Genomic DNA, 3,127 nt, shown 5'->3' with positions numbered 1-3,127 from the left:
TTCAGGGCCTGGGACTTGGGGCCGGGGAAGGCGCCGTTGAGGCTGCGCTTCTGGTCCAGGCGGTAGGTGATTTCATGTGCTGTTGCGGTCATGATGGTTCTTTCTTTCTTATGCTTGCCGTGTTTGGGCGTCGGGCGTTGCGCCTGAGTCAGGCATCTGAGTCATGCGTCCAGCGCACTCATCACGTGCTTGATGCGCGTGTAGTCCTCGACGCCGTACATGGACAGGTCCTTGCCGTAGCCGGACTGCTTGAAGCCGCCGTGCGGCATCTCAGCAGTCAGCAGGATGTGCGTGTTGATCCAGACCGCGCCGAAGTCCAGGTCGCGGCTCATCCGCATGGCGGTGCCGTGGTCCGTGGTCCAGACGCTGGATGCCAGGGCGTATTCGACGTCGTTGGCCAGCTCGAGCGCCTCGGCCTCGGTGGTGAACTTCTGGACGGTGATGACGGGGCCGAAGGTTTCCTTCTGGACGACGTCGTCAGTCTGCTTGGCGCCGGTGATGATGGTCGGCTCGAAGAAGAAGCCCTTGTCACCCGCACGGTGGCCGCCGGTTTCGATCTTGCAGTTGGCCGGAAGGTGCTCCACCACCGAGTTCACGGCGTTGAAGTGGTTCACGTTGTTGAGCGGGCCGAAGTAGTTCTCGTCGTCGTTCTGCGAACCGGTGTGCAGCGTCTTGGTGTGCTCCACCATGGCGGCAACCATGTCGTCGTGGATGGAGTCCTCGATCAGCACACGGGTGATGGCCGTGCAGTCCTGGCCGGCGTTGAAGAAGGCGAATTCGGCGATGGCGGCTGCGCTCTTCTTGATATCGGCATCCTTGAAGACGATGGCCGGGGCCTTGCCGCCGAGCTCCAGGTGGGCACGCTTGAGGCCCTTGGCCGCTCCACTGGCTACGGCAATGCCGGCGCGGACGGAACCGGTGATCGAGACGAGGCCCGGGACCTTGTGCTCAACCATCATGGAGCCCGTGGCCCCGTTGCCGAGGACCACGTTGAGGACGCCGGCCGGGAAGATCTCCCCCGCAAGACGTGCCAGGACCAAGGTGGATTCCGGAGTGGTGTCGGAGGGCTTGAGGACAACGGTGTTGCCTGCTGCGAGGGCGGGGCCGATCTTCCAGATGCCCATGAGGAACGGGTAGTTCCACGGTGCAACCTGGGCCACGACGCCGATCGGTTCGCGGCGGACGTACGAGGTGTGGCCCTCGAAGTACTCGCCGGCGGACTTGCCCTCCATGATGCGCGCGGCGCCCGCGAAGAAGCGAAGCTGGTCTGCGCCCGCGGCAACTTCCTCCGACGCGATGAGGGCGCGGACCTGGCCGGTGTTGCGGTGCTGCGCCTCGACGAGCTCGTCGCTGTTGGCTTCGATGGCATCAGCGAGCTTGAGCAGCATGAGCTGGCGCTGGCCAGGCGTGACATGCTTCCAGGACTTAAAGGCTTCCTTCGCCGCGTTCATGGCAGCATCGACGTCGGCCGCCGTGGAGATAGGCGCGTGGGCGACAATCTCCCCGTTGGTGGGGTTCACGATGTCGAGCAGTTCGGTGCCTGCCGGCGTGACGAACTCGCCGTTGATGAAGTTCTGCAAGGTTTGGACCACGGTGTACAACCTCTTTCGGTGTCTAGGCATTGGTTGCAGCTGCTCCGAGCCTATGCCAGCACCCCCCGGCGCGGAATAGTCAGGTGCACACCCCGACTCCCCCGACTTAGTGCGAATGACCAGTGCGGGGATATCCTTTTTGGCATGGCAATGTCAATCGCCGCGCTCGTCGCCGTCCCCTCACTTCGGCTCCGCAAAGCCGGCCTCGCGGAAACCACCTGGAACGAAGATATCCGCTGGGTGGCCGTGACCGAGCAGGAGGATCCCCAGCGCTTCCTCAACGGCGGCGAGTTGATCCTGACCACCGGGCTCCGGCTCAACGGGGCCGCTGAACAACGCCGCTTTGTGCGCCAGGTCCAGCGCGCGGGAGCAGTCGGCATCGGTTTCGGCACCGGGCTGACCCACGAAGCCGTGCCCCCCGCCCTCGTTGCGGAAGCGAACCGCTGGGGGCTGCCCCTCGTGGAAGTCCCGTACGAGACCCCGTTCATTGCCATCGGCAAACTCGTGGCCGATTCCCAATCCGCCGACCACTACTCCAAGCTGGAGCGCCTTATCGCCGGCCACCAGATCCTGGCCCGGGCCCTGCTGACCGGTGGCGGGCTCGGGGAATTGCTCAAGCAATTGGGCAGCATGCTCCGGTCCGACATCGCACTCACCCAGTTCAGCGCGCAGCTCTACAACAGCGTGGCCGGCAACCCCGCGCCGACGGCCGACGACTGGGCGTCCTTCCCCATCCCGACAGGCCGCCGTGACGCCTGCACCCTCTGGATCAAGCAACCCTTCGGCGACACCGGGATTGTCAGTTATGCGCAGAACCTGATCAGCGTGGAACTCAACAACATGGTCAAGCAGCGCCAGAGCCAGCGGGCTTGGCAGGCCAGGTGCTTGACGATGTCATCCACGGAACCCTGGACACCGTCGAGGGCGCCCGCCGCCTGGCCGGCGTCGGAATCAACAGCACCCGCAAGAACGTGGTGCTCCTGGTGGTCTCCGCCGCCCACCACAAACAACTCGGCAGCACATCGCTGCCGCAGTCGCTCGACGGCGGGGTGACCGCCGTCGTCGGGAAGGACCTGGTGACGGTAGTGCCCGACGACGGCAGTTCCGCGAGCGCGCTCGCCAAGGACCTCAGCGATCACCTGTTGGAAGCGGGAATCCACGCGGTGATCGGGATCGGCGGCGCGTACACCAAGCCGAACGGCGTGCGCTGGAGCTATTTCGAAGCGCGCGACGCCGTGGCGCACGGTTTGCCGGTCAACGAACCTGAGCGGCTCAGCCTGACCTCTTTGTTGCTGGCGAGCGAGGACGTGCCGTTGGCGGACATGGCCAGCGAAGCGCTCACTCCCCTGCGCAAGTTCGACGCCACGCACGGCTCCGAGCTCGTTTCGACCCTTGAGAGCTACCTCAACCACAACGGCTCGGTGGCCGCCGTCGCCGAAGCCCTGACTTTGCACCGCAATACGGTGCGCTACCGCTTGGCGCAAATCACCGACCTCACCGGCTACGACCCCGCCCAGACGCCGGACCGCGTGCAG

General features: G+C 65.0%; 1 protein-coding gene and 1 pseudogene. One reads left to right on the top strand and one right to left on the bottom strand.

The annotated features are described in order from the left end of the window. Positions 1 to 161: 161 nt before the first annotated feature. Complete coding sequence (locus AHiyo1_RS00400) at positions 162 to 1,592, bottom strand: gamma-aminobutyraldehyde dehydrogenase (RefSeq protein WP_059387244.1); 1,431 nt, start codon at positions 1,590 to 1,592, stop codon at positions 162 to 164. Positions 1,593 to 1,736: 144 nt separating this feature from the next. Between AHiyo1_RS00400 and AHiyo1_RS00395 the strand changes: the two are divergent. Next, a pseudogene (locus tag AHiyo1_RS00395) lies at positions 1,737 to 3,127 on the top strand (PucR family transcriptional regulator); the annotation flags it as partial.

Origin of the sequence: Arthrobacter sp. Hiyo1, from assembly GCF_001263615.2 — a bacterium.
Taxonomy (GTDB): domain Bacteria; phylum Actinomycetota; class Actinomycetes; order Actinomycetales; family Micrococcaceae; genus Arthrobacter.
The sequence above is the reverse complement of the archived record's forward strand: the minus strand, read 5'-3'. Positions and strand labels throughout refer to the sequence as shown.